This window comes from Nesterenkonia aethiopica (assembly GCF_039534665.1).
Taxonomy (GTDB): Bacteria; Actinomycetota; Actinomycetes; order Actinomycetales; family Micrococcaceae; genus Nesterenkonia; species Nesterenkonia aethiopica.
Genome location: NZ_BAAAVT010000005.1, coordinates 78346 through 104730, shown reverse-complemented (window position 1 = coordinate 104730; position 26385 = coordinate 78346). Strand labels below are relative to the sequence as shown.

The following is a 26385-nucleotide window of genomic DNA, read 5'->3' as shown; positions in this document are numbered from 1 at the left end:
GCACCTCAACAGTTCTCCAGACTCTTGCGACGGATCGCCCGTGGCATCTCCGCACCGCTGGCAGCCCTCGCCTCCTTGGCGACGATCACCATCATGGTGGCGACCACGGCTGATGTCATCAACCGCAATGTCGCAGGCCGCTCCGTGGCCGGGCTCCTGGAGATGAGCGAGTCGGCCCTGGTGGCCTGTGTCTTCCTCGGCTTGGCCTATGCAGGAGCGACCAATGCGCACGTCTCTGTGGACCTGCTCACCTCCAAACTTCCCCTCGGAGCGGCCCGCCGGCTCGCGGGGGTGGTCTGGACGGCCTCGGCGACGATGGTGGTCTGGCTGCTCGTGGCTACCACCGAACGCGCTATACAGAGCACGGAAATCGGAGAGATCCAGGCGGGCATGATGGACTGGCCCGTCTGGCCTGCCCGATGGCTGATCGTCGTCGGATACCTCTCTTTCCTCATCATCGCGCTGATCAACGCTTATCTCTCGTTCCGCAACGAGCCGCTGCTAGGTGAGGACGACGAACCGGACCCACCCGATCAGGAAGTCATCTCCGCACCAAACCCCTCCGGTGCGGACGGACAGGCCTGGAAGGAGACTGGAGCGTGAACAGCGAATTCGTGGTCGCCCTTGTCCTGCTCCTCATGGCGGTACTGCTACTGGCCCGGATGCCGGTCTGGCTCGCGCTGGCGGCCTCAGGAGCAGTCGGCCTGCTAATGCTACGCAACGAGACATTCGTGACCAGTTCGATGGCAGCGGCCTCCTTTGAGCAGGCCCACACCTTCTCGCTGACGATCATCCCGATGTTCATCCTGCTGGGGGTCTTCGCCGTGCGGGCGAAAATCGCGGAGCAGGTCTTCATCGTCGCCCGCAGGGCTTTCACCCGCCTTCCGGGGGGATTAGGGATCTCCACCGTGGCCGCCTGTGCAGGATTCGCCGCAGTGTCGGGATCGAGCATCGGCACGGCGGCGACGATGTCCAAGCTGTCCATCGGAGAGATGCGCAAGGCCGGCTACCCGGTGAGCCTGGCTGGGGCTCTGGTTGCCGTGGCCGGGACGCTGGGCGCGATGATCCCGCCCAGTCTGTTCTTGGTTCTCTATGCGATCCTGACAGGCGAGTCCATCGCCCGGATGCTGGCGGCCGGCATCATCCCCGGGGTCCTCTCTGCGGTGGTCTACTCCGCCTATATCCTGATTCGCACTCAACGGCTGGCGAAGGTTCCCGCTGCGGCGGGCGGCGGAGGCGCCAAGCTGGTGGACGACCTCTCCGGCGGGATCGATGAAGAGATCACCAGGAGTCGTGCAGCTCAGGACTCCGACCCGCTGCCGTGGCGAGGGCTGGTACGCCTGGCCATCATCTTCGTCATCATCATGGGCGGAATCTACACCGGCCTCTTCACGCCCACGGAGTCGGCTGCCATCGGCGCGCTGACCGCGCTGGCGATGGTGGTCCTGGAATTCCGCGGGGAGGGTGTGCGAGGCGTCGCCTTCGAAGTGGTGGAGGCGCTGAAGGAGACGGCGAAGACCACCAGCATGGTGTTCGCGATCATCGTCAGCTCTGCACTGCTCTCACTGTTCTTCGTCGTCGCCCAGGTGCCCCAGTCGCTGACCGACTCGGTGACCGCCTTGGATCTGCCGGATTGGCTGATCCTGGCGACGCTGCTGGCCTTCCTCATCCCGCTGGGGATGGCGCTGGAGTCCATCGCGATCCTGGTGATCACCGTGCCGCTGATCTATCCGGTGGCGATGTCCATGGGCTTCGACGGGATCTGGCTGGGAATCATGATCGTCAAGCTCATCGAGATCGGAATGGTGACCCCACCGGTGGGCATCAACTGCTTCGTCGTCGCGGGTACGGCACGAGTGTCAGTGGTCGAGGTCTTCCGCGGGGTCTGGCCGTTCGTGGTCCTGGAGATCGGGATTCTCATCTTGTTCTTCGCCTTCCCGGAGATCGTCCTCTGGCTGCCCTCGATGGTGGATTAGCCTGCTCACCGTGGCCCGCGCTGCCGGCCCATGAGCGCCTCCACGCAGTGCCCGAAATGCGGGTGCGCACCAGTTCAGCCAGGGCCCGATCGCTGCGTCCTCTGGGTGGCATCAACGCCGTTCGCCTGTTTCCCTCTCGATCCCGTGCGTCGCGATCTGCAGCATGCGCACCCACGGCGCACAGTGGTGAACGTGGGCCTGTCAGGTCGGCGATCGGGGCGCTCCTTCTCATCGAGAGTCAGTGGGATCACTCTGGGATCCCCGTGGTGGCAATCACTCTGTCCCAGCAACACGAGGATCCCTCATTCAATGGCATCTGGCTTCCCGGCCTCGGGTCACTCTGCCGATACTTCTCCGCTCGCGACGAAGGGTACCGATACCCTGATCCCATGGCCAACTCCCCCAGCGGCGACGCCGTCCTGGACCGTGTGATGCGACTGTTCGCCGCCCTGGAGGAGCAGCCGGCCCAGACCCCGGGCGACCTCGTCGCCGCCGCACGCCTGCCCCGGACCACCGGCTACCGGCTCATCCGGGAGCTGCGCACGCGCGGCCTGCTGGCGCTCACCGACGGCGGGGAGATCGTCGTCGGGCGCCGGGTGTGGGAGATCGCCCAGCACGCCCCCATCCACCGGGAGCTGCGCACCGCGGCGCTGCCGTACATGCAGGACGTCAATGCGGTGGTCCGGCAGACCACCCAGCTCTCGGTGCTCGCCGACGATGGTGCGCTGATCGTCGAGCGGCTCTCTCGGCACGGTGCCGTCGCCAACCCGGCGGAGGTGGCGACCACCATGCCGGCGCATCTGACCTCCATGGGGCATGTGCTGCTGGCCTTCGCACCTCAGCGCTCCGCCGAGCGCTGGTGGGGCGAGCACGGGGACCGCGCGGAGACGGCCCGGCCGGAGCTGCGCCGGGAGCTCGCCGAGGCCCGCCGGCGGAGCCACGCACTGCTGGTGGGCGTCATCAACACCGAGACCGCAGGGCTCTCCGTGCCGGTGCTGGACCCTCGCGGACGCGCACTGGCCGCGCTGACCGTCGTCGTACCGCGGGACTCGCCCGAGATCCCGCAGTTCCTCATGGCGCTGCAGACCGCCGCCCGCGGCATCAGCCGCGCCATGCCCCAGCCGACCGTGCCATTGAATGAGACACCCGTGGTGCGGTCCCCGGAGAGCCCCGCAGACTGAGGACGCACCCGTCCCCACCGGCATCCTGAGGGAGCGCTCGGTCTCACCTGCGAAGGAGCGGATCCATGGCGGAGAAGCCCACCGATCCGGATGCGGCGGCGGCCTCCCAGGAGGAGATCGACGCCGAGATCGCCCAGATCCACCGCGACTACGAATCGCGCAAGGCCACTGACGGGGAGGAGACCAGCGCCCGGCTGAACTTCCCGCCCTACCGCAGCTCGCTGCTGCGCCACCCCACCAAGTCGCTGCACCACGCCGACCCCGAGGAGATCGAGCTCCACAGCCCGGCCTTCGGCCACCAGGACGTCTCCCCGCTGGAGGCGGACCTGACCATCCAGCACCACGGTGAGCCCATCGGAGAGCGCATCGTCGTCACCGGGCGGGTGCTCGACGGCGACGGCCGCCCCGTGGCGAATCAGCTGATCGAGATGTGGCAGGCCAACGCCGCCGGCCGGTACATGCACAAGCGGGACCAGCACCCCGCCCCGCTGGACCCCAACTTCACCGGCGTCGGCCGCGCACTGACGGGCCCGAACGGGGAATACACGTTCACCACCATCAAGCCGGCGCCCTACCCGTGGAAGAACCACCACAACGCCTGGCGCTCGGCGCATCTGCACTTCTCGATGTTCGGCACCGACTTCACCCAGCGGATCGTCACGCAGATGTACTTCCCCGGGGACCCGATCTTCGACCTGGACCCCATCTACCAGTCCATCACGGACCCCAAGGCGCGCGACCGCCTGGTGGCCGAGTACGACCACTCGGTGTCCCAGCACGAATGGAACACCGGCTACCGCTGGGACATCGTCCTGTCCGGCAGCAACCGCACCTGGTCCGAGCAGGAGGAGCACTGATCATGGCCCGCACCCCCGGCGACCTGACCCCCATCCCCGCCCAGACGGTGGGCCCCTTCTTCGGCTTCGCGCTGCCCTACGAGGGCGGGCCGGATCTGGTGGACCGCTCCCACCCGCAGGCGGTGCGGCTGCACGGCACCGTCTACGACGGCGACGGCGCCCCCGTCCCGGACGCGCTGATCGAGATCTGGCAGCCCGACGGCGAGGGCCGCATCCCTGCCGAGCCGGGCTCCCTGCACCGTGACGGCCACACCTTCACCGGGTGGGGCCGGGCCGCCGTGGACGCAGTGGGCCACTACAGCTTCACCACTGTGGAGCCGGGCCCGACGTCGGCCGGTGCGGCACCGTTCATCCTGGTCACGGTCTTCGCCCGCGGACTGATGGACCGACTCTTCACCCGCGCGTACCTGCCGGAGCACACCGACGCCCTGGCCGCCGACCCCCTGCTGGCCTCCGTGCCGGAGGACCGACGCCACACGCTGATCGCCGCCCGCGACGACGACGGCGGCCTGCGTTTCGACATCCGGTTCCAAGGCCAGGACGAGACGGTCTTCCTGAGCTACCCGAACACCCCACAGGTCACCGGCCCGGTGGACTGACACGATGGTGTCCATGACATCTCCCCTGCACCAACACTCTGCTGGGCCCGCGACCGGGCAGCACGGCCTGCTGAACCCAGCCTGGGCCGGGACCGCCGCGGCGTCGATGACCTCCGACGCCGCCGTCGTCGCCGCGCTGCTGGAGGTGGAGGCGACCTGGGGCGAGGTGCTGGCCGAGGCGGAACTCGCTCCGGCGCAGAGCGCGGACGCACTGCGGGAACTGAGCCGGGACATGGCAGCCCATCCGGACCCGGCGGTGCTGGCCGAGGCCGCCACCGGCGGCGGCAACCCGGTGATCCCACTGCTCGCCGAGGTGCGCCGGCTGCTGGCCGAGCGCGGAGCCACGGATGCCGCGCTGCACCGCGGAGCCACCAGCCAGGACGTGCTGGACACCGCCCTGATGCTGGTGGTGCGTCGGGTGATCGACCAGGTCGTGACGGATCTGCTTCGCACCGGGGAGGTGCTGAGCCGGACGGCGGACGCCCACCGGGAGACGCTCGCCGTCGCCCGGTCGCTGACCCAGCCCGCGCTGCCCACCGTCTTCGGGCTCCGCGCCGCCCAATGGCTGGCCGCGCTCAGCGACGCCGCCGAGAACCTGCATGTCGCCGCCGGTGCCGCCCCCCTGCAGTGGGGCGGGGCCGTCGGAACCCAGGCCGCGCTGGTGGAGCTCGCCGGCTCCCCCGCCCGCGCCGAGGAGCTGACCGCCCGGCTGGCCGAGAAGCTGGGCCTGGCGCTCCCGGCCATGCCCTGGCACACCCGCCGTGGCCCGGTGCTGCAGGCGGCCTCCGCCGCAGCCGAGGCCCTCGCCGCGCTGGGCACTCTGGCCTCCGACGTGCTGACCCTGCAGCGCCCGGAGATCGGAGAGCTGCGCGAGCCCTCCGCCCCAGGCCGCGGAGGCTCCTCCGCGATGCCGCAGAAGCAGAATCCGGTGCTCTCGGTGCTGATCCGCTCCGCCGCCCTGGCCGGACCCGGACATCTGGCCACGCTCCACCAGGCCGCCGGCGCCGCCGTGGACGAGCGCCCCGACGGCGCCTGGCACGCCGAATGGCCGGCCCTGACCGAGCTGCTGCGCCTCAGCGGGGGCGCGGCCGCCCGGGCCGCAGAGCTGTGCGAGGGCCTTCAGGTGTTCCCGGCGGCGATGCGTCAGAACCTGGACGCCGCAGGCCCGGGGGTGCTCGGCGAGCGACTCCTGGCCCGACTGGGCGACGCTCACCCGGGCGGACCGGCCGTGCTGAAGGCGCTGCTGGCGGAGGCTGCGCGTGAGGAGGTCGACCTGACCGTCCGGCTGCGGGAGGAGCTCCCGGCCGAAACGATCAGCGACGGCGAGCTGACCGAGACGCTGGACCCTCACCGGTACCTGGGCCGCTCGGCGCAGCTGATCGACGCCGCACGGGCTCGGTTCGCCGAGCTGCGGGCGGGGCTCTCCCCCTGACGCCAAGGCCGCGACGCCTCGGCATCGCACCACCCGGCACACACACCACAGACCAACCGGCCACCACTGGGAGACCCGATGACGCATCCGCGCAGCACCCTCACCCTCACCCCGACCCTGCTTGCCAGCCGCATCGAGGACCTGGCCTCCGGCGAGCGCCCGCTGCTGCTGGTGGGCCCGTCGTTGGGCACGAGCGTCTCGGCGCTCTGGGGGCCCGCGGTGCCTCACCTGCAGGAACAGTTCGTCGTCATCGGTTGGGATCTGCCGGGCCACGGGGCGAGCCGGCCCTCCGACGGTCCGTACACCCTCCAGGACCTGGCCGACGGCGTGGAGGAGGTCCTGGCGGGAGTGGTCGCCGAACACGGAGTGCCGTCGTCGACCCCGGTGCTGGCCGCCGGGGTGTCCATCGGTGGAGCCACCACGCTGACCCTGGCCCAGCGGCCGGGGACCCGCATCGACCGGCTGGCCGCGATCTGCACCGCCGCCCGGATCGGCACCCCGGAGGGCTGGGCCGAGCGGGCCGAGCTCGTGGCCCAGGCGGGGACCCCCACGATGGTGGAGGGCTCGGCCCAGCGGTGGTTCGCCCCCGGGTTCATGGCCGAGCACCCCCGGGTGGCCACGTCCCTGCTGCAGTCCCTGCAGCACGCCGACCGCCACAGCTACGCCCACGCCTGCCACGCCCTGGGCACCCATGACCTCACCGGCCGTCTGGACCGGTTCACCCGTCCCCTGCTGGTGATCAACGGCGCCGAGGACACCGTGTGTCCGCCGGCAGATGCCGCGGTGATCGCCGACGGCGCGGCGGCAGGCTCCGTACCGGTGCGGGCGGTGACGCTGCCCGACGTCGCACACCTGGCCCCCGCCGAGGCCCCCGAGGCCACGGCCCGACTCCTGGAGGAGCTGCTCGATGACTGACCCCCGCCCCACGCCCGCTGAAGACCCCTACGCCGCCGGCATGGAGGTGCGCCGCGAGGTGCTCTCGGATGCGCATGTGGACCGCGCCGAGGCGAAGAAGGACGCCTTCACCGAGGACTTCCAGGAGCTGATCACCCGCTACGCCTGGGGCAGCATCTGGACCCGCCCAGGTCTGCCGCGCACCACACGCTCAGCCATCACGCTGACCGCCATGATCGCCGGCGGCTACTGGGAGGAGCTGGAGATGCACATCCGCGCCGCCCTGCGCAACGGCATGACTGCCGACGAGATCAAGGAGGTCTTCCTCCAGGCGGCCATCTACTGCTCCGTGCCGGCGGCGAACGTCGCCTTCGGCATCGGCCAGCAGGTCATCGCCGAGGAGCTCGGCGGGGAGCTCGGCGGGGACTGAGCATCGAGTGGCCACGAATCCCGCCATCTGCCCGATGCCACGCCGCAGATCGGGTCGAGATGCCGGGGTTCATGGCCACTCGATGACGCCCGCCACTCGATGCCGCCCAGGTTCATTCGGCGACGTCGAAGGGCACCTCGAGCCGCTCCCGCAGCTCGTTCACGCTGAGACCGCGCGCTTCGCGCAGGACCAGCCGGACGCTCCCGTCCGAGCGGCGGTCCAGCAGGAACACCCCGTGGTCCGTGTACACCCGGGTCACGCAGCCCAGCCCCGTCACCGGATAGGTGCACTCCGGCACCAGCTTGGGCGAGCCGTCCTTGGCGAAGAGCGTCATCATCACGAAGACCTGCTTCGCGCCCGCGGCCAGGTCCATGGCGCCGCCGACGGCGGGGATCGCCTCCGGGGCCCCGGTGGACCAGTTGGCCAGGTCGCCTGCGGCGGAGACCTGGAAGGCGCCGAGCACACAGACGTCCAAGTGCCCGCCACGCATCATGGCGAAGGAGTCGGCGTGGTGGAAGTAGCTGGCCCCAGGCAGTTCGGTGACAGGGATCTTTCCGGCGTTGATGAGATCGGGGTCCACATCCTCGCCGTGAGCTTGCGCCCCCATGCCGAGCATCCCGTTCTCGGTGTGCAGGGTGACCCCGCTCTCTGGGGTCAGGTAGTCGGCGACCAGAGTGGGCTGCCCGATGCCGAGATTCACATAGGACCCCGGGGCGATGTCGGAGGCGATCAGCCGGGCGAGGTCGTCCCGGCCCAGACGGGCTGAGGGCTGGGTACCGGTGCTCTGCTGCGCGGTCATGCGATCTCCTTCAGGGCGGCCTCTCCGGAGGCGGTCGGGATGACGGTGACGGTGTCCACGTGGATGCCCGGGGTGATCACATGCTCGGGATCGATGCCGCCCACCGGCACGACCTCATCCACCTGGACCACAGTGTGGGCGGCGGCGGCGGCCATGACCGGCCCGAAGTTCCGGGCCGTCTTCCGGTAGACCAGGTTTCCGGCCTCGTCGGCGCGCAGCGCCTTGATCAGCGCGATGTCCCCGGGCAACGGCTGCTCCAGCACATAGCCGCGCCCCTCGATGACGCGGGTCTCCTTGCCCTCAGCCAGCACGGTGCCGTACCCGGTGGGGGTGAAGAACCCCCCGATGCCGGCCCCGGCGGCCCGCAGCCGTTCCGCCAGATTCCCCTGGGGGACCAGCTCCAGCTGGATCTCCCCGGCCCGGTAGGCCTCATCGAAGTGCCACGAGTCCGACTGCCGGGGAAAGGAGCAGATCATCTTCGCCACACGCCGCTCCTTGATGAGCAGCGCCAGTCCCGCGTCGGCCTGTCCGGCGTTGTTGTTCACCACGGTCAGGTCCCCTGCGCCGGAGTCCAGCAGCGCGTCGATCAGCTCCATGGGCTGCCCCGGGTTGCCGAACCCTCCCAGCAGCACCGTGGATCCGTCCTGCACCTGGCCCACCGCCTCGGCGGCATCCTCCGCGATCATGATCATCCTCGTCCTCCTCCGTCAGCGTTCTCCAGCACAGCTCAGTCCGCGCGCTCCAGCACGACAGCAATCCCCTGGCCCACTCCGATGCACAGCGCCGCCACGCCCCACCGGACGCCCTCGGCCTGCATTCGCCGGGCCAACGTGGCCAGCACCCGAGTGCCGGAGGCGCCGAGCGGATGCCCGATGGCGATCGCGCCGCCCCAGGCATTGACGATCGCCGGATCATGCGCCGTTCCGAAGCCCCAAGCATCCAGGCAGGCCAGGGACTGGGCGGCGAAGGCCTCGTTGAGCTCCACGGCGCCGACGTCGGCCCAGTCGATCCCGGCCCGCGCCAGTGCCCGATCCGCCGCCTCCACCGGGGCATAGCCGAAGAACTGCGGTTCATTCGCGGCGGTGCCCCATCCGGCCATGCGCGCCTGCGGGGTGAGCCCCAGCAGCTCCCCGCCGCGGGCCGAGCCCAGCCAGGCCGCCGAGGCGCCGTCGTTCATGGGTGAGGCGTTGCCGGCGGTCACTGTGCCGTCGTCGCGCCGGAAGACCGTCTTGAGCCCGGCCAGCGACTCGGGAGTCACGCCGTCGCGGATGGTCTCGTCCCGGGGAAGGTCCACGCCGGGGACCTCGACGACCATCTCGGTATAGCGGCCCTCCGCCCAGGCCTGACCGGCCCGGGCGTGGGAGTCGACGGCGAAGGCGTCCTGCCGTTCACGGCTGATGCCGTGGCGTTCGCGCAGCCGTTCGGTGGCCTCCCCCAGGGAGACGGTCCACTCGGCGGGCATCCGCTCATTGATCAGCCGCCAGCCCAGCGTGGTGTTGACGGCTTCGAGGTTCTTCAGCGGAAAGGGCCGGTCCGTCTTGGGCAGCACCCACGGCGCCCGGGACATGGACTCCACGCCGCAGGTGAGCACGACGTCGGTCTCCCCCAGCGCGATCTGCCGGGCACCGGCGATCGCCGCGTCCAGCGAGGAGCCGCACAGCCGATTGACGGTGCTGGCCGGCACCTCCACAGGGAGACCCGCCAACAGCCACGCCATGCGGGCCACATTGCGGTTCTCCTCCCCCGCGCCGTTGGCATTGCCCAGGATGACCTCGCCTACGACCTCTCCGGCCGCGGCAGGATCGAGCTCCGGGGCGCGGTCCACCAGCGCACTGATGACCAGCTGTGCCAGGTCGTCCGGGCGCTGCCCGGCCAAGGCACCGCCGACCTTGCCGAAGGGCGTGCGCACGCCGTCGTAGACGAAGACATCCTGCATGACGTCCTGCATGAGAGCTCCTGCCCGCGTCCACCCCATCGGTGATGTTCGCTATGCGTACGTGTGTTCGCTTTTCGCACCCAGTGTAGACCGCCTGCTGCGCCGCGCCAACCCCTCATCCCCGCCCCTCACTCCCCGTCCTGACACCCCACCCTCATAGCCCGCCGACCCGCAGAACCGTGTCCAGATCCCCCAGTCGATATGTCACAGGGTCAGACGTCAGGGTCATGCATCAGGGCAGGGCTCAGGCCCGAGCGGGGTGCTCCTGCCGGCCTGCCAGGCGGCCGCCGCCATCACTGACGAGCACAGCAGCAGCATCCCCGTCCCCCACCACCCGGACCGGGTGGCCTCGTGGATCACCCCCACCAGCACGGGCCCGGTCGCGGAGATCGCATAGCCGACCCCCTGCACCATGCCGGAGAGCTGCCTGCCGAAGGTCAGGTCCACCGGGCGCATGGCGATCAGCGTCAGGGACAGCCCGATGCCCGCCCCCTGCACGAGACCTCCCAGCACCATGAGGAGGGGCCCGAGCTCCGGGACCGTCTGCAGGCCGGCGAAGAAGAGGAACCAGCCGGCCCCGATTCCCGCTCCGATGATCCGCGCGTCCCCGGAGATGCGCAGCATCGAGGGCACCAGCAGCGTCCCGGCGATGCCGATCACGTGGAAGATCGACAGGGCCGTGCCGGCCGTGGCCTCACTGAGCCCGCCCGACTCCACCAGCTGCGCGGGCATCCAGGTGGCGCCGGTGTAGAACAGCAGGGACTGCATCCCGAAGAAGACCGCGAGCCACCAGGCCCCCGGCTCTCGCCAGACGGCGCCGCCCGCCTCCGCCCGAGCACCAGCACCCGGCCCCGGAATCGGCCCTGGAGCCGGCGAGCACCGCCACCGGGACGGCGGCACCGGCGGCCACCGCCTGCCCCAGCCCGTAGGCACTGGTGGATGCGGCCATCACCTGCGGCACCTTCTCCCGGGCGTCGCGCCGCACCAGCACCGGGATCACCACGTTGCCCATAGTGATCGCCGCCCCGACGGCCAGCGTGCCGAGCAGCAGCCCCGCAGCACCGACCCAGGGCCGCAGCAGGATCGCCGCACCCAGCAGCACCAGGCACAGCAGCAGAGTCAGGTCCACCCCCAGGCGGCGCATCAGCTGCGGCACCGCCGGGGAGAGCAGCGCGAAGGCCAGCAGGGGCAGCGACGTCAGCAGCGCCGCCGTCGTCGAGCTGAAGGCCAGCTCAGCACCGATGGCGCCCAGCACCGGGGGCACTCCGACGATCGGCGATCGCAGGGTCAGCCCCACCAGGATGACCGCCAGCACCAGCAGCCCCAGGCGCTCGGGGCCCGCCGGACCGCCGGAGGCGCCACGGGGCGCGGAGGTCATCACACCGCGCTCTCCGCCGCCTCCTCGTCGGGACGATACCCCTGCTTGGCCCGCTGGACGAGGTCATAGATATGCGTGCGCAGACGGCCGAACTCGGGATCGTTGCGCGTGGTCAGTTGATCCCGCTCATCGGGGAGGTCCACGGCCACGTCCTCGAGGATCACCGTGGGCCGGGCGGAGAGCACCAGCACCCGCTGACCCAGATAGATGGACTCATCGATGTCATGGGTGACGAACAGCAGCGTGATCCCGAGCCGCTGCCACAGGTCCCGCACCAGATCCTCCAGATCGGCGCGCGTCTGGGCGTCCACGGCCGCGAAGGGCTCGTCCATCAGCAGGATGTGCGGCTCATAGGCGGCGGCGCGGGCGATGGCCACGCGCTGCTGCATGCCGCCGGAGAGCTGCCACGGGTAGGAGTCCGTGACGTCACCCAGCCCCACCGCCTCCAGAGAGTCCTGGACCAGCCGGGCCCGATCAGACTTCTTCAGCCCCTTCTCCTTCAGGGGCAGCTCCACGTTCTGCGCGACGGTCAGCCACGGGAACAGGGAGCGCGCGTACTCCTGGAACACCACGGCCATGCCGCGCGGGGGGCCGGAGACGTCGTGACCCTCCAGCGTCACCGTTCCTGAGGTCGGGGCCAGCAGCCCGGAGATGCACCGCAGCAGCGTGGTCTTCCCCGCGCCCGAGGGCCCCACGATGCACACGATCTCCCCCGCCGTGGCGTCGAAGGTCAGGTCGCGTATCGCCTCGGTGTCCCCGGACGCGGACCGGTAGACCTTCTGGAGGCCCCGGACCTCCAGCATGGGAGATCCCGTCGGCGGTCGATGAGCTGAGTGGGACATCAGTTTCCTCCCCTGTGGGACTGGCGCTGGCCGTGGTACCAGAAGAGCACGGGCCTTTCGATGATGCGGAAGAGCACGGACAGGACGACGCCGACCAGGCCGAGCAGGATGATGCCGGTCCACATCTCCGGCATGGCGAAGGACCGCTGGAACTGCACGATGGTGAAGCCCAGGCCGTTGTGGGCGGCGAACATCTCGGAGATGACCATCAGGATGATCGCGATGGACAAGGCTTGGCGAGCCCCGGTGACGATCTGCGGAGTCGCCCCGCGCAGCACGAGCGTGCGCAGCTGGGTCAGCCGCCCGAGCCGATAGGTCCGTGCGGTGTCCCGCAGCACCTCGTCGACGCCGCGGACACCCTCGACGGTGTTCAGCAGGATGGGCCAGACGGCGCCTGCGGCGATGACGAAGACCTTCATGCCGGTGCCGATGCCCAGGAACAGCATGAGGATCGGGACCATCACCGGCGGCGGGATGGCGCGGAAGAACTCCAGCACCGGCTCCAGGAAGGCCCGCAGCCGGGAGCTGAGACCGATGGCGGTCCCGAGCCCGACGCCGATCACCATGGCCAGCGCGTAGCCGGCCAGCAGCCGGCCCAGCGAGGGCACGACGTCGGGGGTCAGCCGCCCTTCGAACCAGGTGGGTCCGAAGGTCGCCAGGATGTCGCGCAGCGGCGGGTAGAAGAAGCTGTCCGCCCGGTCCGAGGTGACCCACCAGATCACCACCAGGATCAGCGGCAGCGCCAGCAGCGTCAGGAGGCGACGCCACACCGGAAGCCGCCGCAGGGCGGCGAGGCCGCTCGCGCGGGCGGGGGCGGGGGCGGTCGCGCGGGCGGGGGCGGTCGCAGGCTGTGTGGTGGTCATGACGCGGTCTCCCGTCGGACGGAGGAGTGCCAGTGCAGGACGCGGCGCTCCACGGCGCGGGCGCCGAGGTTGACCAGGACCCCGATCAGTCCGGTGACGATGACCAGGGCGTACATGGAGGAGACCTGGCCGGACTGCTGGGCCACGGCCAGCAGACGTCCGAGCCCGGGGGTGCCGATGATGAGCTCCCCGGTGATGGTGAGGATCAGCGCCACAGTGGCCCCGAGCCGGAATCCGGTCATCGCGAAGGGCAGGGTGGTCGGCCAGACCACGGTCCGCGCGGTGGTCAGGAAGCGGAAGCGGTAGGAGCGGGCCGTATCGCGGGCGACCGGATCGACGTCCTGAACCCCGTAGAGCACCTGCACCAGGACCTGCCAGAAGGTCGCATAGACCACCAGCAGCAGGGTCCCGGGGCGACCGGTCCCCAGCATCAGCACCGCCAAGGGGATGAGCGCCACCGAGGGGATGGGCCGCAGGAACTCGATGGTCGACGCCGTGGCGTCCCGCAGGATCCCTACGGAGCCGATGACCATGCCCAGCACGATCCCGGCCACCAGCGCGATGGAGAATCCGATCGCCCAGGTCACCAGGGTGTCGCCCAGGGCGGTCCAGAACTCCCCGGTGGTGATCCTGTCGGCGAGCGCGGCGGCGATCTCAGAGAAGGGCGGCAGGCGTCGTCGTCGACGGCGGCGCGGCCGTCCGAGTCGTCATGGTGGTGGTCCTCCGGTCGTGGACGTCAGCGGCGGATGTCAGCGGCAGGTGTCAGCGGATGATCTCGGCGACGTCGAGCTCGTCTCCGATGAGCCCGTGCTCATGAGCGAGGTCGGCCAGATGCTGGAGCGACTCGCGGTCGATCTCCGCGGGGAACTCCGGCATGACCATGCGCTCGAGGATCTCGTCGTCGATCTCGGTGTAGGTGCTCAGGATGGCGCGGGCCTCGTCGGGGTTCTGCTGGGCGTGTTCGAGGGACTCCGTCATGGCGGCCGTGAAGGCGTCGACGACCTCCGGCTCCTGCTGGGCGAAGGGCTCATCGGTGAAGTATCCGGCGATGAGCAGGTTCTCGTCGGTCTCGGCGAAGTTGTAGGTCACCACCTAAGCACCCTGCTCCTGGGCGATGCTGGAGAACGGCTCGAGGATCCAGGCGGCGTCGACCTCCCCGGAGGCCACGGCGGCAGGCATGTCCGGGAAGCCCATCTCCACGAAGCTGATGTCCGTGGGATCGCCGCCGTCCTGGGCCACGACCTCGCTGATGGTGACGTCGCCGATGTTGTTCAGCGTGTTGACGGCCACGGAGCGGCCCTCGAGGTCGGCCGGTGTCTCGATCCCGGTCTCCGGCATGGTGAGCACGGCGCCGATGTCCTCGGTGGTGTCCCCGGTGGTGGCCGCCCCAGGGGTGAGCAGTGTCAGCGGCAGGTCGCGGTCGGCGGCGATGAACAGGGAGACGGTGTTGGAGAAGCCGAAGTCGTAGTCGCCGCTGACGACGGCGGGGGCGATGGCCGCACCGCCCTGGGCCACCTCCAGCGTGACGTCGAGGCCATGGTCCTCGAAGATGCCCTCCTCGACGCCCAGCCAGATGGCGGCGGTGTCCACGATCGGCATCACGCCCACCGTGATCTCGGTGAGTTCGCCCTCGGAGCCCGGGCCGTCGTCGTCTGCGGCGTCACCCCCGCCGCATGCGGTCATCAGAGCCAGGGCGGTGACGGCTCCTCCGGCAGTCAGGGTGCGTCGCATGGGGACTCCTCGCGGTGAACGGCTGGGCCCCCTGGCCCGTGAGGGCCCCTCAGGGCGTACCCAGAGCGAACAACAGTTCGCTATAGGCACATTACACCGCTGTGATGCGGATCACGTCAAAAGGCGCATGTGCCGTCGCGTCGCTGACCGGGCGGTATAGGCTCGTCGCATGGAAGACCACCGCACAGCGAACGGCGCGTCCACCCAGCGCACCGATGCGCCGCAGGAGACCCCGCCTTCCTCGGAAGCCCCGGACAAGGAGGAGTTCGTCAGGTCACTGGCCAACGGGCTCAAGGTGCTCGAGTCCTTCGCCGAGGCCGAGGACCCGATGACGCTCTCCGACGTCGCCCGGCGCACCGGGCTCTCCCGGGCCGCGGCCCGGCGCATGCTCAAGACGCTGGTCCACCTGGACTACGCGAGCACCGACGGGCGGCTCTTCGTGCTCACGCCGAAGGTGCTCAGCCTGGGCGTCGGATTCTGGTCGGGAAACGGGCTGCACGAGGTGCTCCAGCCGCTGCTGCGCTCCCTGGCCGCGGAGCTCAACGAATCCTGCTCCGCCTCGGTGCTGGTGGGCGACGAGGTCGTCTACATCGCCCGGGCCCACACCCGGCGCATCATGCGCATGGACCTCGACATCGGCACCCGCCTCCCGGCCTTCGCCACCTCCATGGGCAGGGTGCTGCTGGGCGGCCTCGACCCCGCGGAGCGCCGTCGGCTCCTGGAGACGGCGGACCGACCCGCGCTGACCCCGGTCACCCGGACCGGGGTCGACGAGCTCCTGGCGATCATCGAGTCCGCCGTCGATCAGGGCTGGACACTGGTGGACCAGGAGCTGGAGACAGGGCTGCGGTCAGTCTCAGCACCGGTGGAGCATCCCGACCGCGGCGTGGTCGCCGCGATCAACGTCTCCGTCTCCGCAGGGCTCGAGACACCGGAGCAGACGCGCGACCGCGTCCTGCCTCCCCTGCGACGCGCCGCAGAGGAGGCAGGCCGCTCGGTGGCCGCCTGGGAGCGGAGCACCGGCCGCCCCGTCCAGGGCTGACCAGCGCGCCCCGGTCACACCTCCCCGGTCACACGTCCCCGGTCACACAGCCCCGTCCGCGACCCCGTCCGTGACCCCGTCCGCGACCCCCTCCGTGACCCCGTCCTGGTGCGCGGCGGCGATCACGGCGGCGGCCACTCCGGCGGCGACGCGCTCGTCCAGCGGTGAGGGCACGATGTACTCCGCGCTGAGCTCCTCCCCCACGATGTCGGCGATGGCGGTGGCCGCGGCGACCTTCATCGCCGGGGTGATCCGGCGGGCGCCGGCGTCGAGGGCCCCGCGGAAGATGCCGGGGAAGGCCAGGACGTTGTTGATCTGGTTCGGGAAGTCGGAACGCCCTGTCGCGACGACGGCGGCGTGGCGGGCCGCGACCTCCGGCATGATCTCCGGGTCCGGGTTGGACAGGGCGAAGACGATCGCGTCGTCGTTCATGGCGGCGACCGCCTCCTCCGGCACCTGGGAGGAGGACACGCCGATGAACACGTCAGCACCCTCCAGCGCCTCGGTCACCCCACCGATGATGTTCTCCCGGTTGGTCTGTGCCGCCACACGCGCCTTGACAACGTTGAGGTCGTCGCGGTCCCGGTGGATGGTCCCCTGGGAGTCGGTGAGGATGATGTCCCCGACGCCGGCCTCCAGCAGGATGTCCGCCACGGCGATGCCGGCCGCGCCCGCGCCGGCGATCACCACACGCGTGTCGGCGAAGCGGCGCCCGGTCAGCCGGGTGGCATTGGTCAGCGCGGCGAGCACCACCACGGCGGTGCCGTGCTGGTCGTCATGCATGACAGGGCAGTCGAGAGCCTCGATGAGGCGCTGCTCCAGCTCGAAGCAGCGCGGGGCGACCACGTCCTCGAGGTTCACCGCTCCGAAGCTGGGCCGCAGCCGCACCATGGTCTCGACGATCTCGTCCACGTCGGTGGTGTCGATGACCAGCGGGATCGAGTTCAGTCCGCCGAACTCACGGAACAGCGCAGACTTGCCCTCCATGACAGGCAGGGAGGCCGCCGCGCCGATGTCTCCGAGGCCGAGCACCGCAGTGCCGTCGGAGAGCACCACCACCAGCCGAGAGGCCCAGGTGTGGGTGGCGTGCCTGGCGGGGTCGTCCCGGATCGCGCGGGAGACCTGGGCGACCCCGGGGGTGTAGGCGATGGACAGCGCCCGCTTCGAGTCCAGCGGCATGGTGGACTCGACGGTGAGCTTGCCGCCGGCATGGGAGGCGAAGACCTCATCGTCGGTGATGGGCGCGGTCGTGTCGATGGTGGACATCAGTGATGACTCCTGGAAAGTGTCTGATCAGGTCGGCACGGCGCATCGCGGATCCCGCGGGAGCTCCACACGTCGTCGGGTGGATCGTGCGCTCCGGCCGTGCGCTGCCGTGCACGCCGAGGTCATCGGCGCTCGCACCGTCGCAGTGGTCAGTACTTTCTTTAGACCGTGCAGGCCAGGGTACGGCACCGATGCGCCTCCCCGTGACATCCGTCCCATCAGGTGGACTCCCGAGTCGCCTCGTCGTGGCCTCCGTGGGCGTGTGGCCTGGTGCTCGTCACCGCCGCACGTCTACCCTTCGCCCCATGACCACCTCCCCTGAGCACCGGCGGCACCGCCCCACGGCCGCGGAGCTCGACGGCGATGCCGCCCGGATCGCCCGGCGTCGTCGAATCTTCGCCGTCGTCGTGGGCGTGGTGCTGACTCTGCTCGTCGGCTGGCCGGTCTTCCAGCTGCTGTTCATGGCCCTGGCGAGCTACGGCGTCGCCGTTCCCTGGATGGGGTGGCTGTTGGGCGGCTTCGTGCTGGCCTGCCTGCCGGCGGCCGCGGCGGTCGCGGCCGGCACCGGCAGCGTGCGCCGGGGGCTGCTGCACGGGCTGTGGACCGGCGCGACCTTCACGGTGCTGGCCATCGGCGTGCTGATCCTGGTGCTCGGATGACCTGCGCCCGCTCACCCAGAACAATGCATGTTTCCCACGGCGTCGAAGCTCCTCGGGAACCGGCCACCGCTCTGCTACGTTGATCACGATGCCTGCCTCAGACTCTCTCCGCGCCCCCGGCGGCTCCAGCACCGCCGGAGCTGCCAGCCCGACCCGCCCCCGTCGGCCCACCGGCGCCGATGTGGCCGCGCGCGCCAACGTGTCCCGCGCGACCGTGAGCTTCGTGCTCAACAACACCCCGGGCCAGACGATCTCCGAGGAGACCCGGCGGGCAGTGCTCAACGCCGCTGAGGAGCTCGGGTACCACCCCAACCGGAACGCCAAGTCGCTGGCCTCGGGGAAGTCCACCAACCTGGTCTGCGTGGTGCCGAAGACGCAGCTCGGCGAGCCGGCCACCGCACTGATCGGCATGCTCACCGCCGAGCTGAGCCGCCGCGGCTATTCCATGGCCGTGCACTTCGAGTCCACCGACCACGCCTCGCTGACCGCGCTGGTCCAGGACCTCGCCCCGCAGATGATCTTCCCGCTCTTCGGGGCCCTGCCGGAGTGGATCGACGACGACGTCGCCTACGGCACCGCCCTGATGCCCGCCACCCAGCTGCCGGAGAACGCGCGCGACGCCGGCGTGGCGGCCCAGGTGGAGCATCTCGCCGCCGCCGGACACACGCGCATCGGATACGTGGGCACCGCGAATCCGGTGGCTCATGAGATCTCCGAGTTCCGGGCCTCCACCGCACAGAAGGTCGCCCAGGACGCCGGGGTCGAGCTGACCCTGTCGGCCGAGGTCGCCGCCGACGGATCCGACGTGGGCGAGGTGGTGCGTCAGGCCCGGGAGGCCGGGGTGACCGCACTGTGCGCCTTCTCGGACACGGTCGCGTTCATGCTGCTGGCCACCCTGATGGACGAGGGCATCGCCTGCCCGGAGGAGATCGCGGTCGTCGGCTACGACGACGTCTCCCTGGCGGAGTGGTCCCGTCCCCGGCTGACCACGGTCCAGTGGGACCAGTCCGTGATCGCCACACTGATCGCCGACGCCGTCATCGCCGCCGTCGACGACGACCCGCGCCGTCGCACCCCCGCCGCGGAGCAGGCCTCGGTCGATGAGGTCTGGATGCTGGGCCGCGCCCACGTCGTCGCGCGCGAATCCGCCTGACCCGCAGGATCCGCTCCTCATGAGCTCTGCCGCACCCCTGGTGCTCCTCACCGGCTTCGAGCCCTTCGGCGGAATGGCGCACAACCCCTCCTGGGATGTGGCGACGGCCGTGGCCGAACGGGCCGCCGGCTCCCTCGACCCCACCGGCCCGACCAGCCCGACCGGCCCGACTGACATCCCCGGCCTGGAGGTCCGCGCACTGCGCCTGCCGGTGGCCTTCGGCCGGGCCGCGGGCCTGCTCGCCGACGCCGTGGACGCCGCCGTCGCCGAGGGGCGCACCCCTGCCGCCGTCGTCGCCCTGGGGCTGGCCGCCGGCACGGAGGCGGTCCGGCTGGAGCGGGTGGGCGTGAACCTACGCGACGCCCGCATCCCGGACAACGACGGCGCCCAGCCGGCCGACGAGCCCGTGGTCGCCTCCGGCGAGGGAGCGCTGTTCTCCACCCTGCGGCTCAAGGCCGCCCTGGCCCGGATCCGCGAGGCCGGGATCCCCGTGCACCTGTCCCTGAGCGCCGGAAGCTTCGTGTGCAACGACGTGCTCTACGCCCTGCTGCATGACCTCTCCGCCCGCGGCCTCGACGTTCCCGGGGGCTTCGTCCATGTGCCGGACCTGCGTGATCCGCAGTCACCGGTGAGCTTGGCCCAGGCCGTGGAGGCTGTGGAGCTTCTGCTGGCGGAGACGTTGCGCGGCGGCGCCGATTCCAGCGTCCCGGGCGGCGCCCTGCACTGAGCGACACAGCCACGCCCTCTCGGTGCGTGTCAGTCGTGACCCCTACCCTGGGAACAGGCGTCGAGACCCGGCGCTGATCAGGCAGGAGGCACCCCCATGCATACTCCCGAGCACACGCTGACCACCACCACGCGGCCCGGCCGCTTCGTCGTCGTCTTCGACTCCGCCGATCCCCAGGTCCGAGAGGACTCTGCCCCGGGGCTGCTGAGCACCGAGGGATTCTCCACCGAGACCTATTTCTCTCGGCTCGGCGTCGCCGTGGTGGACGCCGACTCCGACCACCTGAACGCGCTGCGCAGTCGCTGCCAGGCCGAGCGCCGCCCGGTCCATGTCCTGCCGGAGCGGATCTACCGCGTGCTGGACGCCGCCCCGGCCGCCCGACCGGCGGAGCTGCCGGACTCCTTCACGGACACCGAGGAGCTCACGTGGGGCCTGCAGGCCGTCCGCGCTCTGGAGTCCGGGTACACCGGCGCCGGTGTGCGCGTCGCAGTCCTGGACACCGGGGTGGACCTGGAGCATCCGGAGCTCGCCGGGCGCGGGATCGTCGCCGAGTCCTTCATCGACGGGGAGACCGCCCAGGACGGTCATGGTCATGGGACTCACTGCCTGGGGACGGTGGGCGGTCCGCGCAGCCGCGAGGACGGCCCTGGCTACGGGGTGGCGCCGGAGGCGGAGCTCTTCGCGGGCAAGGTGCTCGGCGACGACGGCTCCGGCTCGGACACCTCCATCCTCTCCGGCATCGACTGGGCGCTGCAGCAGGAGTGCGCCGTGATCTCCATGTCGCTGGGGGCCGACGTGCCGGAGGTCCACCCTCCGTATGTGGCCGCCGGACGCCGGGCCCTGGAGCAGGGGTCGCTGATCATCGCGGCTGCGGGCAACAACGCCCGGCGCAGCTCCGGGGAGAACGGCTTCGTGGGTGCCCCCGCGAACAGCCCGTACGTGATGGCGGTGGGGGCCCTGGACTCGCAGCTGGGCATTGCGGACTTCTCCGCAAGGACTCTTCCGGGTCGGGGCGGTCAGGTGGACGTGGCAGGCCCGGGAGTGGACGTGCTCTCCGCCTGGACCGGCAACCAGCGGCACCGGGTCATCAGCGGCACGTCCATGGCCACACCGCATGTCTCCGGGGTGGCAGCCCTGCTGGCGGAGGCCACCGGTTTCCGGGCCCGGGAGCTGTGGGCGGAGATCGTCCAGGAGGCGGCCCGTCTGGAGCTGCCCTCGGTGGATGTGGGCTCGGGGCTCTCGCTGGCCCCGCCCGCTGAGGAGCAGCAGTGAGACGTCCCGGGAGGGCCCGCCCGCTGGTGCCGCCGGAGGGCAGGGCTGTCCGCCGACGCCGGCGCGACGTTACCCTGGCGGCATGACCTCCCCCGGAGAGCGCCCTGTCGGCTGGATCGTCACGGTGGACGAGGAACGGACCGCGCGGCTCGACGAGGTCGTCGCGGAGCTGCAGGCCGCTGGCCTGCAAGTCAACCGTGTGCTGACGTCGCTGGGGATGGTCCATGGCCGCGCCACGGAGGAGCAGCTGGAGGCTCTGCGCTCCGTGGACGGGGTGGTCTCGGTGGACCGCGAACAGGAGCACCGGATCAGCCCTCCCGACGCCGAGGTGCAGTGACCAGGGTTGAGCCCAGGCCATGTGATCCCGGGAGATGCACGCGCGGGCGATGAGGGGCCGGCCACACCGGCCTGTCCCCTGAGCTCCGCTGTCACCCCTGCGCGCTACAGTGGACTGCCGTGAGCACCCGAAAGAAGCGTCCGAGCCCGCCGCCGTCCCGGAGCTCCGCGCGCACGGCGGGGCGGGCCCCGGGATCCTCTCGGCCGCCTGCATCCGCCCGACGCCCGCGGCGACCCTGGGGCCGCTACCTGTGGGCCGTCGTGACCGCCGTGGTGATCGCCGCGCTGCTGTTCGAGTTCACGATGCTCTGGACCATCGGCGTCGGGGTGTACATGCTCGCGTTGCGGGAGTTCACCGGCCTGTGGTTCCTGGTGGGCGGCTATGCGCTGGCCTGCGTCCCCTGGGCCTTCGGCCTACTGATCGCCACCGGCCAGTTCTGGCGCAGCCTCACCCACGCCCTGTGGATCGGTGCGGTCTACGGCCTGGTCGGCTTCCTCTTCCTGGACAAGATCCTCGGAGCCCTCTGATCCGGTCGGCCGCGGTCGGCCGACACCTCGCTGCGCGCCTCGGCAGCATCGGGGAGGCCTCCGTCAGGTCCGGGCTGGGGCGGCCCGTCCTCCTCGACAGGCCGCCACAGCGCTTCACAGGTCGTCGCAGGCTCAGGCTGGCACCATCCCGTGGGGATCGATGACGAACTTGCGGGCCGCGCCGTCGTCGAACTCCTGGTAGCCGCGTGGTGCGTCATCCAGACTGATGGTGGTGGCGCTCACCGCCTGCGCGATCTGCGCCCGATCGTGGAGGATCAGGTTCATCAGCTTCCGGTTGTACTGCTTCACCGGGCACTGACCGGTGGCGAAGGAGTGCGACTTCGCCCAGCCGAGCCCCAGGCGGACACCGAGGGTGCCCTCCTTGGCGGCGTCGTCCACAGCCCCAGGATCACCGGTGACATACAGTCCGGGGATCCCGATCCCGGCCCCGGCGCGGGCGACGGTCATGCAGTCGTTGAGCACGGTGGCGGGAGCCTCCCCGGCGCCTTCCCCGTGACCACGGGCTTCGAAGCCGACGGCATCCACGGCGGCGTCGACCTCCGGGTCGCCGACGATCTCGGCGATCATCTCCGTCAGCTCCCCCTCGGCGGTCAGGTCGATGCCCACGCAGCCGAAGCTCTCGGCCTGGGCGAGGCGGTCCTTGTTCATGTCCCCGACCATGACCACGGAGGCGCCCAGCAGCTGGGCCGAGTGCGCGGCGGCCAGCCCCACGGGTCCGGCCCCGGCCACATAGACGGTGGATCCGGTGGTGACACCGGCCGTGTAGGCACCGTGATAGCCGGTGGGGAAGATGTCAGAGAGCATGGTGAGGTCCAGGATCTTCTCCAGCGCCTGGTCACGGTCCGGGAACTTCAGCAGGTTGAAGTCCGCATAGGGGATCATGACGTACTCCGCCTGCCCGCCGATCCAGCCGCCCATGTCCACATAGCCGTAGGCGGCGCCGGCGCGGGCGGGGTTCACGTTGAGGCAGATGCCGGTCTTGCCCTCGTCGCACATGCGACACCGCCCGCAGGCGATGTTGAAGGGCACCGAGCAGATGTCTCCCTCACGGAGGAAGAGCACATCCTCCCCGGTCTCCACGACTTCTCCGGTGATCTCGTGCCCCAGGGTCTGACCCTGGGGTGCGGTGGTGCGTCCGCGGACCATGTGCTGGTCGGATCCGCAGATGTTGGTGGTGACGATCTTCAGGATGGCGGCGTGGGGCGCCTTCTTCGTGATCCCGAAGTGGTCCGCCACCTCCTGAGGGACCTCCAGGGAGGGGAAGTCGATGGACTCGACGGCGACCTCTCCGGGGGACTTGTACACGACGACTCTGTTCGAACTCATGGTGGAACTCCTGATGGGCGAGATAGGTGAGGTGGATCACACTCCACCCGCACACCATGCAGACTGCAGAATGCGTCTGACAACAGCTCACGCTCCGTCTCAGCAGACGGACCCGTGTCTGAAGGATGTGGCCGGCTCCAACTCCCCCACGTCCACCCACCGGGAGAGCACCCGGGCGATGCCTTCGTCGTCGTTGCTGGAGGTCACGACGTCGGCGGCCTCCTGCGCCTCGGGGATCGCGTTGCCCATGGCCACACCGAGCCCGGCCGCGCGCAGCATAGTGACATCGTTGCCGTTGTCCCCGAAGGCGACGGTCGCCGCGGCGTCGATCCCTTCGGCCCGGCACCAGTCGAGGATGGCCGTGGACTTGTCGACGCCGGCCGCGGTGGCCTCCATGTAGATCGGTGAGGAGTAGGTCAGCTCGATCTGCTCCCCGTAGTCGGACCGCAGCTCCGCCTCCAGGGATTCGAGGACCGGACGTTCCGCGCAGTAGAGGATCTTGGTGGGCTCGATGCCCGGGGAGGTGATGTCGTCGACGACCCTCAGGGTCAGCCCGTTGCCGCCGGCCTCATGGGCGGCCTGCGGGTGGCCGTCGTCGGCCACGATCAGCTCGTCGTCGTGCGGGAGCATCAGCAGCACGCCGTGCCGGATGCCGGTGGCGATGAGATCACCGGCCAGCTCGGTCGGGACGGGACGCCGGGCCAGGGTGGCGCCGGTGGCCTGATCGACGATCACCGAACCGTTGAGCCCGGCGAGGATCAGGTCCTCACCGAGGCCGTGCCGCTCGGCAAGCGCCCGCAGTCCGGGGATCGGCCGGCCGGAGGCAAGCATGATGCGCGTCCCGGCGGCGCGCAGCCCGTCGAGCGCCCGCAGCGTCCCCGGCTGGGGCGTCTTGGAGGAGCTCAGCAGGGTCCCGTCGATGTCGAAGGCGACCAGCCGGGGAGCCTCGATGGCTGTCTGCTCGACTGTCTGGTAGGCGGGCTGGGCGGCGGAGCGGGGTGGGGTGGTCACAGCCGTGATCCTATCGTGGACCCTTCAGCGCTCGTGCGGTGCGTTGCGGGCCACCAGATCCCGGCCACGCGCGGCCAGCGCCTCCCGCAGCTCAGCGGGTTCGATGACCTCCACGCCCGGCACAGCCAGCAGCTGGGTGCTCACGATGCCCAGGGATTCGGTGAGCAGCGAGATGTCGAGGTGGTCAGGCTGCGGCGCCGGCTCCTGCCTGAGCTGTCGCGCCGCTGCGGATGCGGCGTCGATGGCCACATCGATGGCGGCGTCGATCCCGGTGCCGGACAGAGCGGCCCGCAGGGCGTCGGCCGAGGCGACGGGGATCCGCAGCCGGACCGGCAGGCTCACCACGGAGGCTTCGAACTGGGCACGGCTCTGTCGCCAATGCTCGGCCAGAGAGAAGTCCGGTGGGCGCCAGGCGGACTCCTGATGCCGGGTCACCGATTCGATCCTGGAGAGTCGGTAGGTCCGCACGGAGCGCCGGTGCGCGGCCACCAGGTACCAGCGGTCGGTCTTGAGCACCAGGCCCAGGGGGTCCAGGAGTCGGCTCACAGGCGCCGCTGACGGATCGGAGCGGGTGTACCGGATGCTGATCCGCTGACCGGACCAGACCGCCTGAGCCACCTCGGCGAGCGCGGCGGGGCGTTCGGGCTCGTGGAACCACCGGCCGTGGTCCACGTGGAAGCGCTCGGCCACTGCGGCGTGCTGCCGGGCCTCGGCCCCGGGGGCTGCGAGCATCTTCATCCGGGCGGCCTGGTAATCGGCCTCCAGGCCCAGCTCCCGGGATCCTGTCTCTCCGAGCAGCAGGGCCTGCAGCTCGGCGGCGAGCATCCCGGTCAGCGGGGAGCGCCAGCCCTCCACGAGCCCCACTCCCCCGGCGGGCCCGGTGCGGGTCCATACCGGTACGCCCATCTCCTGCAGGGCGGCGAGGTCCCGTTGGATGGTGCGGGCGGAGACGCCGTGGCGCTCGGCCAGCTCTGTCACCGTGGTGCGCCGCAGGCGGGTCAGCTCCAGCAGCAGGGCCACCAGTCGGGAGGTGCGCATGAGCTGAGCCTACGCAGTGATCCTGCTCATTGGCGACATCAGGTGTCGTCAATGGAGGAGATGATCATGCTGACGCCCCGTCCGCAGACGCGGCACACCCCGCCGCAGCACAGCACACTGAGGAGGACTCCATGACCGCATCGCAGACCGCTCCAGACCTGACCGGACGCATCGCCCTGGTCGCCGGCGCCACCCGCGGGGCCGGCCGGGCCATCGCCCGAGAGCTCGGGCGAGCCGGCGCCGTCGTGTATTGCACGGGACGCTCCACAGCGGGAGTGCCATCGGACTACGGGCGCCCCGAGACCATCGAGGAGACCGCGCAGCTGATCACCGCCGAGGGTGGGACGGCGCACGCGATCGTCGTCGACCATCTCGACGTGGACGCCGTCGAGGCCCTGGTGGCGCGGATCGACGCGGAGCAGGGCCGGCTGGACATCCTGATCAATGACATCGGCGGGGAGGCCTACGTGCAGTTCGGCACCCCGCTGTGGGAGTACGACCTCGACGCCGGCCGGCGCCTGCTCGACACCGCGCTGCTGACCCATCTGAACACCAGCGCCTGCGCCCTGGAGCTGCTCATCCGAAACCCCGGCGGGCTGGTCGTGGAGGTGACCGATGGGACCCGCGCGTACAACGCCGCCCACTACCGGGAGACGGTGTTCCTGGACCTGGCCAAGACCGGCGTGGACCGGCTCGCCTACGCGCAGGGCCACGAGCTGGGCGCCCACGGCGGCACCGCGGTATCGGTATCGCCCGGGTGGCTGCGTTCGGAGATGATGCTGGACCACTTCGACGTCACCGAGGAGACCTGGCGCTCCGTCGCGGAGGCGAACCGTGGCACGAGCGGCGTGGTCCCGCCTTATGAGTTCGTGATCTCCGAGACCCCCGCCATGCTCGCCCGCGGCATCACCGCCCTGGCCGCCGATCCCGACCGGGCCCGGTGGAACACCCGCTCCACCAGCTCCTTCGAGTTGGCGCAGCACTATGACCTCACTGATGTGGACGGCTCTCGGCCCGACGCCTGGAGCTTCATCACCGCCATGGAGGACACCCCAGTCGAGGAGCTCGACGTCAGCGCGTATCGGTGA

28 protein-coding genes and 1 pseudogene are annotated in these 26385 nt (G+C 70.6%); 16 read left to right on the top strand and 13 right to left on the bottom strand.

Annotated elements, in window-relative coordinates; translation table 11 throughout:
* The first annotated feature begins 93 nt into the window (after positions 1–93).
* The 8 genes from ABD658_RS04850 (at position 94) to pcaC (ending at position 7369) form a co-directional block, all read left to right on the top strand.
* Positions 94–603 (top strand): TRAP transporter small permease, encoded by a 510-nt coding sequence (locus ABD658_RS04850; RefSeq protein ID WP_344684647.1) that lies wholly within the window; start codon positions 94–96, stop codon positions 601–603.
* The gene (locus tag ABD658_RS04845; protein WP_344684645.1) at positions 600–1976 is read left to right on the top strand and encodes a TRAP transporter large permease; all 1377 of its coding nucleotides are present in this window, start codon (positions 600–602) and stop codon (positions 1974–1976) included. Before ABD658_RS04850 ends, ABD658_RS04845 begins: the two co-directional genes overlap by 4 nt.
* A gap of 389 nt (positions 1977–2365) precedes the next feature.
* Positions 2366–3157: an IclR family transcriptional regulator gene (locus ABD658_RS04840; RefSeq protein ID WP_344684643.1), complete on the top strand. Its 792-nt coding sequence runs from the start codon at positions 2366–2368 to the stop codon at positions 3155–3157.
* A gap of 65 nt (positions 3158–3222) precedes the next feature.
* Positions 3223–4014: a protocatechuate 3,4-dioxygenase subunit beta gene (gene pcaH / locus ABD658_RS04835; RefSeq protein WP_070159054.1), complete on the top strand. Its 792-nt coding sequence runs from the start codon at positions 3223–3225 to the stop codon at positions 4012–4014.
* Positions 4015–4016: 2 nt separating this feature from the next.
* The gene (gene pcaG / locus ABD658_RS04830; RefSeq protein ID WP_311025646.1) at positions 4017–4613 is read left to right on the top strand and encodes a protocatechuate 3,4-dioxygenase subunit alpha; all 597 of its coding nucleotides are present in this window, start codon (positions 4017–4019) and stop codon (positions 4611–4613) included.
* A 13-nt stretch (positions 4614–4626) separates the two neighbouring features.
* Positions 4627–6045: a lyase family protein gene (locus ABD658_RS04825; protein WP_344684638.1), complete on the top strand. Its 1419-nt coding sequence runs from the start codon at positions 4627–4629 to the stop codon at positions 6043–6045.
* A 78-nt stretch (positions 6046–6123) separates the two neighbouring features.
* On the top strand, positions 6124–6960 hold the full coding sequence (locus ABD658_RS04820) for an alpha/beta fold hydrolase (RefSeq protein ID WP_344684636.1): 837 nt from the start codon (positions 6124–6126) through the stop codon (positions 6958–6960).
* Positions 6953–7369 (top strand): 4-carboxymuconolactone decarboxylase, encoded by a 417-nt coding sequence (gene pcaC, locus ABD658_RS04815; protein ID WP_344684634.1) that lies wholly within the window; start codon positions 6953–6955, stop codon positions 7367–7369. Before ABD658_RS04820 ends, pcaC begins: the two co-directional genes overlap by 8 nt.
* 112 nt (positions 7370–7481) lie before the next feature.
* On the opposite strand, the gene ABD658_RS04810 is transcribed toward pcaC, so the two are convergent.
* The 9 genes and pseudogenes from ABD658_RS04810 to ABD658_RS04770 all read right to left on the bottom strand — a co-directional run bounded on the left by ABD658_RS04810 (position 7482) and on the right by ABD658_RS04770 (position 14870).
* On the bottom strand, positions 7482–8168 hold the full coding sequence (locus ABD658_RS04810) for a 3-oxoacid CoA-transferase subunit B (RefSeq protein WP_344684632.1): 687 nt from the start codon (positions 8166–8168) through the stop codon (positions 7482–7484).
* The gene (locus ABD658_RS04805) at positions 8165–8860 is read right to left on the bottom strand and encodes a 3-oxoacid CoA-transferase subunit A (protein ID WP_344743990.1); all 696 of its coding nucleotides are present in this window, start codon (positions 8858–8860) and stop codon (positions 8165–8167) included. The genes ABD658_RS04810 and ABD658_RS04805 overlap by 4 nt, the downstream gene beginning before the upstream one ends.
* A 35-nt stretch (positions 8861–8895) precedes the next feature.
* Positions 8896–10104: a thiolase family protein gene (locus tag ABD658_RS04800; protein ID WP_344684877.1), complete on the bottom strand. Its 1209-nt coding sequence runs from the start codon at positions 10102–10104 to the stop codon at positions 8896–8898.
* A gap of 225 nt (positions 10105–10329) precedes the next feature.
* On the bottom strand, positions 10330–10872 hold the full coding sequence (locus ABD658_RS04795) for an MFS transporter (protein WP_344684630.1): 543 nt from the start codon (positions 10870–10872) through the stop codon (positions 10330–10332).
* On the bottom strand, positions 10799–11482 hold the full coding sequence (locus ABD658_RS04790) for an MFS transporter (RefSeq protein ID WP_344684628.1): 684 nt from the start codon (positions 11480–11482) through the stop codon (positions 10799–10801). The genes ABD658_RS04795 and ABD658_RS04790 overlap by 74 nt, the downstream gene beginning before the upstream one ends.
* Positions 11482–12324 (bottom strand): ABC transporter ATP-binding protein, encoded by an 843-nt coding sequence (locus tag ABD658_RS04785; RefSeq protein ID WP_344684626.1) that lies wholly within the window; start codon positions 12322–12324, stop codon positions 11482–11484. Before ABD658_RS04785 ends, ABD658_RS04790 begins: the two co-directional genes overlap by 1 nt.
* Complete coding sequence (locus ABD658_RS04780; protein ID WP_344684624.1) at positions 12324–13187, bottom strand: ABC transporter permease; 864 nt, start codon at positions 13185–13187, stop codon at positions 12324–12326. Before ABD658_RS04780 ends, ABD658_RS04785 begins: the two co-directional genes overlap by 1 nt.
* Complete coding sequence (locus ABD658_RS04775; RefSeq protein ID WP_344684622.1) at positions 13184–13774, bottom strand: ABC transporter permease; 591 nt, start codon at positions 13772–13774, stop codon at positions 13184–13186. Before ABD658_RS04775 ends, ABD658_RS04780 begins: the two co-directional genes overlap by 4 nt.
* A gap of 175 nt (positions 13775–13949) precedes the next feature.
* Positions 13950–14870, bottom strand: a pseudogene (locus ABD658_RS04770) (ABC transporter substrate-binding protein).
* A gap of 217 nt (positions 14871–15087) precedes the next feature.
* Here ABD658_RS04770 and ABD658_RS04765 point away from each other — a divergent pair.
* On the top strand, positions 15088–15960 hold the full coding sequence (locus ABD658_RS04765) for an IclR family transcriptional regulator domain-containing protein (RefSeq protein ID WP_083277497.1): 873 nt from the start codon (positions 15088–15090) through the stop codon (positions 15958–15960).
* A 42-nt stretch (positions 15961–16002) separates the two neighbouring features.
* Here the strand turns inward: ABD658_RS04765 and ABD658_RS04760 are convergent, their stop codons facing one another.
* On the bottom strand, positions 16003–17226 hold the full coding sequence (locus tag ABD658_RS04760) for an NAD(P)-dependent malic enzyme (RefSeq protein ID WP_344684619.1): 1224 nt from the start codon (positions 17224–17226) through the stop codon (positions 16003–16005).
* Positions 17227–17531: 305 nt separating this feature from the next.
* On the opposite strand from ABD658_RS04760, the gene ABD658_RS04755 reads away from it, so the two are divergent.
* The 6 genes from ABD658_RS04755 to ABD658_RS04730 all read left to right on the top strand — a co-directional run bounded on the left by ABD658_RS04755 (position 17532) and on the right by ABD658_RS04730 (position 21901).
* The gene (locus tag ABD658_RS04755) at positions 17532–17885 is read left to right on the top strand and encodes a hypothetical protein (RefSeq protein ID WP_344684617.1); all 354 of its coding nucleotides are present in this window, start codon (positions 17532–17534) and stop codon (positions 17883–17885) included.
* Positions 17886–17973: 88 nt separating this feature from the next.
* Complete coding sequence (locus ABD658_RS04750) at positions 17974–19038, top strand: LacI family DNA-binding transcriptional regulator (protein ID WP_344684615.1); 1065 nt, start codon at positions 17974–17976, stop codon at positions 19036–19038.
* Positions 19039–19057: 19 nt separating this feature from the next.
* Positions 19058–19765 carry a pyroglutamyl-peptidase I gene (locus ABD658_RS04745; protein WP_344743985.1) on the top strand — a complete coding sequence of 236 codons (708 nt, stop codon included), beginning with the start codon at positions 19058–19060 and terminating at the stop codon, positions 19763–19765.
* Between the two features lie 96 nt (positions 19766–19861).
* Positions 19862–21037 carry a S8 family serine peptidase gene (locus ABD658_RS04740; protein ID WP_344684609.1) on the top strand — a complete coding sequence of 392 codons (1176 nt, stop codon included), beginning with the start codon at positions 19862–19864 and terminating at the stop codon, positions 21035–21037.
* An 82-nt stretch (positions 21038–21119) separates the two neighbouring features.
* On the top strand, positions 21120–21374 hold the full coding sequence (locus tag ABD658_RS04735; protein WP_344684607.1) for a hypothetical protein: 255 nt from the start codon (positions 21120–21122) through the stop codon (positions 21372–21374).
* A gap of 119 nt (positions 21375–21493) precedes the next feature.
* Positions 21494–21901, top strand: coding sequence for a hypothetical protein (locus tag ABD658_RS04730; RefSeq protein ID WP_344684605.1), 408 nt, complete (start codon positions 21494–21496; stop codon positions 21899–21901).
* Positions 21902–22033: 132 nt separating this feature from the next.
* Here the strand turns inward: ABD658_RS04730 and fdhA are convergent, their stop codons facing one another.
* From fdhA to ABD658_RS04715, 3 genes are all read right to left on the bottom strand, one after another.
* Positions 22034–23248, bottom strand: coding sequence for a formaldehyde dehydrogenase, glutathione-independent (gene fdhA, locus ABD658_RS04725; RefSeq protein ID WP_070158503.1), 1215 nt, complete (start codon positions 23246–23248; stop codon positions 22034–22036).
* Between the two features lie 99 nt (positions 23249–23347).
* Entirely contained in the window at positions 23348–24259 is a 912-nt protein-coding gene (locus tag ABD658_RS04720) for an HAD family hydrolase (protein WP_344684602.1), read from the bottom strand.
* A 24-nt stretch (positions 24260–24283) separates the two neighbouring features.
* On the bottom strand, positions 24284–25297 hold the full coding sequence (locus ABD658_RS04715) for a helix-turn-helix transcriptional regulator (RefSeq protein WP_344684600.1): 1014 nt from the start codon (positions 25295–25297) through the stop codon (positions 24284–24286).
* Between the two features lie 131 nt (positions 25298–25428).
* Between ABD658_RS04715 and ABD658_RS04710 the strand changes: the two genes are divergently transcribed.
* Entirely contained in the window at positions 25429–26385 is a 957-nt protein-coding gene (locus ABD658_RS04710; RefSeq protein ID WP_344684598.1) for an SDR family oxidoreductase, read from the top strand.

Bases quoted from the DNA above. Each gene is read 5' to 3' on its own strand.
- ABD658_RS04850 (WP_344684647.1), top strand. From the start codon at position 94: ATGGTGGCGACCACGGCTGATGTCATCAACCGCAATGTCGCAGGCCGC.
- ABD658_RS04840 (WP_344684643.1), top strand. From the start codon at position 2,366: ATGGCCAACTCCCCCAGCGGCGACGCCGTCCTGGACCGTGTGATGCGA.
- pcaH (WP_070159054.1), top strand. From the start codon at position 3,223: ATGGCGGAGAAGCCCACCGATCCGGATGCGGCGGCGGCCTCCCAGGAG.
- pcaG (WP_311025646.1), top strand. From the start codon at position 4,017: ATGGCCCGCACCCCCGGCGACCTGACCCCCATCCCCGCCCAGACGGTG.
- ABD658_RS04825 (WP_344684638.1), top strand. From the start codon at position 4,627: ATGACATCTCCCCTGCACCAACACTCTGCTGGGCCCGCGACCGGGCAG.
- ABD658_RS04820 (WP_344684636.1), top strand. From the start codon at position 6,124: ATGACGCATCCGCGCAGCACCCTCACCCTCACCCCGACCCTGCTTGCC.
- pcaC (WP_344684634.1), top strand. From the start codon at position 6,953: ATGACTGACCCCCGCCCCACGCCCGCTGAAGACCCCTACGCCGCCGGC.
- ABD658_RS04810 (WP_344684632.1), bottom strand. From the start codon at position 8,168: ATGACCGCGCAGCAGAGCACCGGTACCCAGCCCTCAGCCCGTCTGGGC.
- ABD658_RS04805 (WP_344743990.1), bottom strand. From the start codon at position 8,860: ATGATCATGATCGCGGAGGATGCCGCCGAGGCGGTGGGCCAGGTGCAG.
- ABD658_RS04800 (WP_344684877.1), bottom strand. From the start codon at position 10,104: ATGCAGGATGTCTTCGTCTACGACGGCGTGCGCACGCCCTTCGGCAAG.
- ABD658_RS04795 (WP_344684630.1), bottom strand. From the start codon at position 10,872: ATGCAGTCCCTGCTGTTCTACACCGGCGCCACCTGGATGCCCGCGCAG.
- ABD658_RS04790 (WP_344684628.1), bottom strand. From the start codon at position 11,482: ATGACCTCCGCGCCCCGTGGCGCCTCCGGCGGTCCGGCGGGCCCCGAG.
- ABD658_RS04785 (WP_344684626.1), bottom strand. From the start codon at position 12,324: ATGTCCCACTCAGCTCATCGACCGCCGACGGGATCTCCCATGCTGGAG.
- ABD658_RS04780 (WP_344684624.1), bottom strand. From the start codon at position 13,187: ATGACCACCACACAGCCTGCGACCGCCCCCGCCCGCGCGACCGCCCCC.
- ABD658_RS04765 (WP_083277497.1), top strand. From the start codon at position 15,088: ATGGAAGACCACCGCACAGCGAACGGCGCGTCCACCCAGCGCACCGAT.
- ABD658_RS04760 (WP_344684619.1), bottom strand. From the start codon at position 17,226: ATGTCCACCATCGACACGACCGCGCCCATCACCGACGATGAGGTCTTC.
- ABD658_RS04755 (WP_344684617.1), top strand. From the start codon at position 17,532: ATGACCACCTCCCCTGAGCACCGGCGGCACCGCCCCACGGCCGCGGAG.
- ABD658_RS04750 (WP_344684615.1), top strand. From the start codon at position 17,974: ATGCCTGCCTCAGACTCTCTCCGCGCCCCCGGCGGCTCCAGCACCGCC.
- ABD658_RS04745 (WP_344743985.1), top strand. From the start codon at position 19,058: ATGAGCTCTGCCGCACCCCTGGTGCTCCTCACCGGCTTCGAGCCCTTC.
- ABD658_RS04740 (WP_344684609.1), top strand. From the start codon at position 19,862: ATGCATACTCCCGAGCACACGCTGACCACCACCACGCGGCCCGGCCGC.
- ABD658_RS04735 (WP_344684607.1), top strand. From the start codon at position 21,120: ATGACCTCCCCCGGAGAGCGCCCTGTCGGCTGGATCGTCACGGTGGAC.
- fdhA (WP_070158503.1), bottom strand. From the start codon at position 23,248: ATGAGTTCGAACAGAGTCGTCGTGTACAAGTCCCCCGGAGAGGTCGCC.
- ABD658_RS04715 (WP_344684600.1), bottom strand. From the start codon at position 25,297: ATGCGCACCTCCCGACTGGTGGCCCTGCTGCTGGAGCTGACCCGCCTG.
- ABD658_RS04710 (WP_344684598.1), top strand. From the start codon at position 25,429: ATGACCGCATCGCAGACCGCTCCAGACCTGACCGGACGCATCGCCCTG.